This window comes from Endozoicomonas sp. SESOKO3, assembly GCF_024606255.1.
This window is the reverse complement of sequence record NZ_JAHHPR010000282.1, coordinates 1-5,171: the sequence shown is the minus strand read 5'-3', so window position 1 is coordinate 5,171 and position 5,171 is coordinate 1. Positions and strand designations below refer to the sequence as shown.

Annotated in this window: 10 protein-coding genes; 9 read left to right on the top strand and 1 reads right to left on the bottom strand. The window is 47.4% G+C overall.

The window, feature by feature from the left end:
- The first annotated feature begins 313 nt into the window (after positions 1–313).
- The 9 genes from yhbY to KDK18_RS05175 all read left to right on the top strand — a co-directional run bounded on the left by yhbY (position 314) and on the right by KDK18_RS05175 (position 3,576).
- Complete coding sequence (gene yhbY / locus KDK18_RS05210) at positions 314–619, top strand: ribosome assembly RNA-binding protein YhbY (RefSeq protein ID WP_257253702.1); 306 nt, start codon at positions 314–316, stop codon at positions 617–619.
- Positions 620–857: 238 nt separating this feature from the next.
- Positions 858–1,085 (top strand): HNH endonuclease, encoded by a 228-nt coding sequence (locus KDK18_RS05205; RefSeq protein ID WP_257253701.1) that lies wholly within the window; start codon positions 858–860, stop codon positions 1,083–1,085.
- Between the two features lie 57 nt (positions 1,086–1,142).
- Entirely contained in the window at positions 1,143–1,415 is a 273-nt protein-coding gene (locus tag KDK18_RS05200) for a hypothetical protein (RefSeq protein ID WP_257253698.1), read from the top strand.
- A 2-nt stretch (positions 1,416–1,417) separates the two neighbouring features.
- Positions 1,418–1,702 carry a CopG family antitoxin gene (locus tag KDK18_RS05195; protein ID WP_257253696.1) on the top strand — a complete coding sequence of 95 codons (285 nt, stop codon included), beginning with the start codon at positions 1,418–1,420 and terminating at the stop codon, positions 1,700–1,702.
- 52 nt (positions 1,703–1,754) lie between these two features.
- Positions 1,755–2,252: a DUF29 domain-containing protein gene (locus KDK18_RS05190; protein WP_257253694.1), complete on the top strand. Its 498-nt coding sequence runs from the start codon at positions 1,755–1,757 to the stop codon at positions 2,250–2,252.
- On the top strand, positions 2,249–2,737 hold the full coding sequence (locus KDK18_RS05185; RefSeq protein WP_257253693.1) for a DUF29 domain-containing protein: 489 nt from the start codon (positions 2,249–2,251) through the stop codon (positions 2,735–2,737). The genes KDK18_RS05190 and KDK18_RS05185 overlap by 4 nt, the downstream gene beginning before the upstream one ends.
- A gap of 150 nt (positions 2,738–2,887) precedes the next feature.
- Complete coding sequence (locus tag KDK18_RS14690) at positions 2,888–3,013, top strand: HNH endonuclease (RefSeq protein ID WP_368736449.1); 126 nt, start codon at positions 2,888–2,890, stop codon at positions 3,011–3,013.
- A gap of 30 nt (positions 3,014–3,043) precedes the next feature.
- Positions 3,044–3,304 (top strand): type II toxin-antitoxin system RelB/DinJ family antitoxin, encoded by a 261-nt coding sequence (locus KDK18_RS05180; protein ID WP_257253691.1) that lies wholly within the window; start codon positions 3,044–3,046, stop codon positions 3,302–3,304.
- A gap of 2 nt (positions 3,305–3,306) precedes the next feature.
- Positions 3,307–3,576: a type II toxin-antitoxin system YafQ family toxin gene (locus tag KDK18_RS05175; RefSeq protein ID WP_257253690.1), complete on the top strand. Its 270-nt coding sequence runs from the start codon at positions 3,307–3,309 to the stop codon at positions 3,574–3,576.
- Between the two features lie 139 nt (positions 3,577–3,715).
- Here KDK18_RS05175 and KDK18_RS05170 read toward each other — a convergent pair whose 3' ends face one another.
- Positions 3,716–4,891 (bottom strand): hypothetical protein, encoded by a 1,176-nt coding sequence (locus KDK18_RS05170; RefSeq protein WP_257253688.1) that lies wholly within the window; start codon positions 4,889–4,891, stop codon positions 3,716–3,718.
- Between the last annotated feature and the right edge of the window lie 280 nt (positions 4,892–5,171).

The following is a 5,171-nucleotide window of genomic DNA, read 5'->3' as shown; positions in this document are numbered from 1 at the left end:
TCTTCAAAGTGCTCCTGTAGCCAGCGGGCACTGCTTTTGGATCTGGCCATTTCTACCTTACACTATCTACCTTAAAAACTTTATTCATGACTCTTGGACTTGTGAGCCATAGAGAATAAAGTACAATGATGAACTTTTGATCAACAGTTTCCAAGCCGGTCTTTCCCAATCTTAACAAAAACCGGGAAGCGAGCCCCCGACTGAGGTATGTGATATACAACCTTGTTTTATCGCCCACCAGGAACCTGTTGCCCGGTTGTCATGGCTGTAGGCAATCGGCTTACTGAATATTCAGCCTCAGGATTCTGAAATCATGAGCATTAGTTCTGAAAAAAAGAGACACTTCCGTTCCCTCGGTCACAAGCTGAAACCTGTCGTAATGGTAGCGGGCAACGGTCTGAGTGATGGTGTTATTGAAGAGACAGTGCGTGCCCTGCACGATCACGAGCTGATCAAGATAAAGTTTGCCTTAGGCGATCGTGAAATCAAGAAAGAAGCCATTACCGAACTGTGCAACCGGACTCATGCAGAACTGATTCAAACCATTGGCAACATTGCTCTTATCTATAAAGAGAATAAAGACGCCAAGCCTAACCTTTCCAATGTCAAAAGCTTTTGATATTTCAGGGTGCCTGAGTTTAAGGCACTCCGTTCAGTTCCTTTTTGTATAAAAAGTTCAGAGCATTTAATTCAAGTCGCACACTCTTAATTGCACAGAAAGAGTCCAAGCAGGGTTCATCCAATAAACGACAACATGTGGCTCAAAGTGCTCAACTACTATGAACCCCGTGACAAACGTTACCGGCAGGCTGATGGCCGTTGACGATGTGGTCAACAAAAAAGGCGTCTATGGATAATTGCTGACGGGCAATGAAAAACACCTGAATCTGCGAGCCTTTACGAACAGCCAGAAGTACACCCTTTATGAGGGCCAGAAAGGCATCTGCAACCAATGTGAAGAGTCCTTCAATACCGACCAGATGGAAGCCGACCACATCACCCCTTGGTCAGAGGGTGGCAAGACTGAGCTGGAGAATGGTCAGGTGCTTTGCCGGGAGTGCAATCGCAGAAAGTCCAATCACTGAGTTACGATTGTCCGGTCCAATTGATGACAAAAGGCACACACCCTCTATACTTCTCTCATGAAACGCTTTAACTGGAACCCCCAGAAGAATCAGCAGCTGATCCTGGAACGGGATCGGTCCTTCGAGGAAGTTATTTTCCACATAGAGAATGGCGGCCTGCTGGATGACATCGCCCATCCTAACCAGCAAGCCTATCCCCATGAGCGGATCTTTGTGGTGAATGCACAAGGTTACGTCTGGTTGGTGCCTTACGTGGAAAGCGAGCAGGAGTACTTTTTAAAAACACTGATTCCCAGCCGCAAATTTACCCATGACTATTTAGGAGATTGAACATGAAAAAAACAACACTGGATAACGAGGAGCAAACGTTGCTCGATGCCCTTGAACGGGGTGAATATGAATCCGTGATGACGCCTGAGCGCAAGGCGATGCTGGAAGCGGCGGCCAGAGAGACGTTTAAAAAGGATAAGCGTATTAACATCCGCATTTCCCAACAGGATCTGCTGGCGATTCAGTCACGGGCCCGGCGGGAAGGGATTCCATACCAGACACTGGTGTCCAGTATTCTCCATAAGTACCTGTCCGGCGCTTTGCGGGATGTCTCAACGCTGCCTTAACAATGGGGTGGCCATCACCTCATTACATGAATGACAAAAGAGGAGATCACCAATGGATAGTTTATACAAAACCGACTACACCGCATGGCTAGGCCAGCAACGGGAGCTACTGGCCCAGCGCCAATTTGACCAGCTTGACTTAGACAATCTGTTGGAGGCGATGGAGTACGAGATGGGTAATTATGTTGAAAATTTGGAGTCTCATCTTGTTATTTTGGTATTGCATCTTTTGAAGTATCAGTATCAAACGTTTGTACTCAACCCGCAGCGTCTGGAACCAGAATATTTCAGAAGCTGGCACGACAGCATCTCTAACGCACGTAACGACATTAACGACTTGATTAAAAAACACCCACACCTACAACCCCAGCAGGATGAGGCTTTAGCAAACAGTTACCCTAAAGCCAAAAAAAGGGCTATAGAGCAGATGAACCGATTTATAACTAACAAGCGTCACCTTATGAACAAAAACAGTTTTCCCAAGGAATGCCCGTGGACGTTTGAACAGATCACGACAGAAGACTGGCTGCCTGGGGAGGATGAAGAATGAAAAGTTTGTACGAGACTGACTATCACCAATGGCTAGGCCAGCAGCGTGAATTGTTGGCCGCTAAGCAATTCGATCAACTGGACATCGACAATCTGTTGGAGGCTCTGGAACACGAGATGGGTAATGACGTCAGAGAATTATGTTCTCATTTAGTGATATTGTTGGTTCATTTGCTCAAATATGACTATCAGAAAAGAATTCTGAAAGACCCTTGGGTGGAAGATAAAGTTCTTCAGTCATGGATACCCAGTATCAACAACCCTAGAGATGAAATTGATCTTCACGTTGAAGAAAACCCTTACTTGAGCAATTACTTTCAAGAATCACTCGAAAAAGCCTACGTCAAAGCCAAAAAAAGCGCTATGGAAGAATTAAACCGTTACATAAAAACAGAAAGCAAGCGGCTGAATAAAAACAGTTTTCCCAAGGAATGCCCATGGAGCTATGAGCAGGTTACAGAAAGGGGTTGGCTGCCCGGCGATTAATTACTCATTGATCAAGTACAGGCAAGGTGATCAATAATCAACCCACCTTCCCCAGCAACGCTTCCCGCTCTTCCCGACTCATCCCCCGCAACATCTCTGCCAGCAGACTGTGCATCTCACCAATAGGCGGCTGAGGAACGCCAGAAAGGCATCTGCAACGAGTGTGAAGAGTTCTTCGACATCAACCAGATGGAAGCCGATCACATCACCCCATGGTCAGAGGGCGTATACAGGCTCTTGAATGTTGAATTGTGTCCCGTTTGGCCTACACTATAAAACGCCATTCAATAATCAGAGGGAACCGTCATGAGCAAAAGCGCTGTCGTCAAAGCCAGAGTGGAACCTGAGCTGAAGAAACAGGCTGAAGCGGTGTTTCGCAAGATCGGGCTGAACACGACACAGGCCATTACGCTTTTTTATACGCAGGTTGAGTTGTGCAACGGGTTGCCGTTTGATGTGCGTATTCCTAACGAAGAGACTTTGAAGGCTTTCGAGGAAAGCGACAAAGGGGAAGGGTTGGTAGAGTGCAAAGATCTGGATGACCTGTTTAAGAATCTGGATATTTAAGCGTGTTGATTCCCGTATTTTTAAACCGCTTTCAGAAGGATGTTAAAAAAGCGAAGAAGCAGGGGAAAGATATGGACAAACTCAAGTTTATCACCCGCCAGCTGGTAGAGCAGATGCCCCTGGCTGCCAGGCACAAAGATCACCTTTTAACCGGGAATTTTAATGGCAGGCGGGAATGCCATATTGAGCCAGATTGGTTGTTAATCTACAGGCTGGACGATGATCGCATTGTGTTTGAACGGCTCGGGAGTCATTCCGAGCTGTTCAGATAGGAATCAGTTGCAACCGCCCCATGAGAGATTGAAGTATTCAGCCTCAATTCAGAGTCGCTTCAACTGCGTGCAAGTGCGGTTGAACTCAGCGTTAGCTGCCAGTGTTCACCAATGATTCGATGGCTGACAGTTGAGTCTGTCAGTTAAACAGAGTTGAGAGATAATCCAGGGGCGCGTAAAACTTTTTCCACTGAGTCCATCCGGTCTCTGAAAGGCCTTGTTCCAGTGAATAGCCATAAACGACGTAGCCTGAAAGACCGTTGACAACCGCGAAAGTCAACGCAGGCATCAGAGTGACACCGGCTTTGATAAACGGGTCGTTTGAGGTTATCTTCAAACTGCCCAGCATAAGCAAGGCTCCGACTCCGCCGAGGATCATAGTTCCAGCTTCGGCAACAGCTCCAATTCCGAATCCGATTCCGGCCCCGGCTAAGGCTCCGACTAATGCCCCTGCGGCTCCGACTGAGGCTACGGCTGTCGCTCCGGCTCCGACTCCGGCTCCGGCTCCTACGAAGATTACGGCCCCGACTCCAGCTCCTGCTATGACTTCGGTCTTTGTCTGTCTGTCCACATCAATTGTTAGCACTGAAATAATTCCCGAGAGAGTACCCACAATCACTGCGCTGACAACAGAAGCAAGAGTCGCTTTTGCTGGCCTGTAGCCTTTATGGATCATCGCTTCATAGGCGACAGCCCCTGCCACAATCCCATTCATCATAGAAAATATTTCATATTCCCCAGCCAAATACCATTCGGTTGCAATATCCCTTGTACTCATTTTTCTTAGAATTAGCGCTGAAATAGCGCTGGCTCCGGTTCTTGTTAACGCTTCAGAAGCAAGGTAGATCATGACTACAACAGGCATGTGCTCCCTCTTTATCGTACTAGCGGCATTAGCTGCCATTCCTGCACCGGCAAAATACAAGGGTCTCCACCAGCGCTGTTCCAGAGGCCAGGGAGACACATGCCCGGCCAACGCTACTTCGGCAGTGGTGATCACGGGAGCCAGCTGCGAACAGAAATCTGTTTTCAACGGCTCCAGCTCCTTTGTATCCGATGCAGCCAGATCATATGTGCTTGAAAGCCCGGAGACTATTCCCGCTGTTTTACAGATACCCCACCATACTCCCAGATTGAGCAAGGTGGACAAAGAGACTCCAGCAAGGCTTTCCGTTAGCTCAAGCCCGTTTGCCACCAGTACGGAATCATTAAGAGGCTCAAGAAAATCAAAATCTTTTTTTGAGGGGGGGCTGGCTTGTGCCATCGAATAGAGCAAGCACAAAAGTAACGGACATAGGTTGAATGAGTTATTCATGGTGACTTCCCAGCTACAGTGATTGAACTGGAAATATAGATTCTATTCGGAGCTATGAGTGACAATGTTCATAACTACAAAGTGCGTTGCAAATAAGACAACTATCAAATGCTTCCAATAGACTGAGCCTCCGGCAGAGCGACTGAAGCAGGCATTAGCTGCCTGAGTTTACCTCTGGCTGACAGTTGAATCCGTCACTTAAAAAGAGTCGAGAGATAATCCAGAGGCGCATAGAACTTTTTCCACTGAGTCCAGCCGGTCTCTGAAAAGCTTTGTTCCA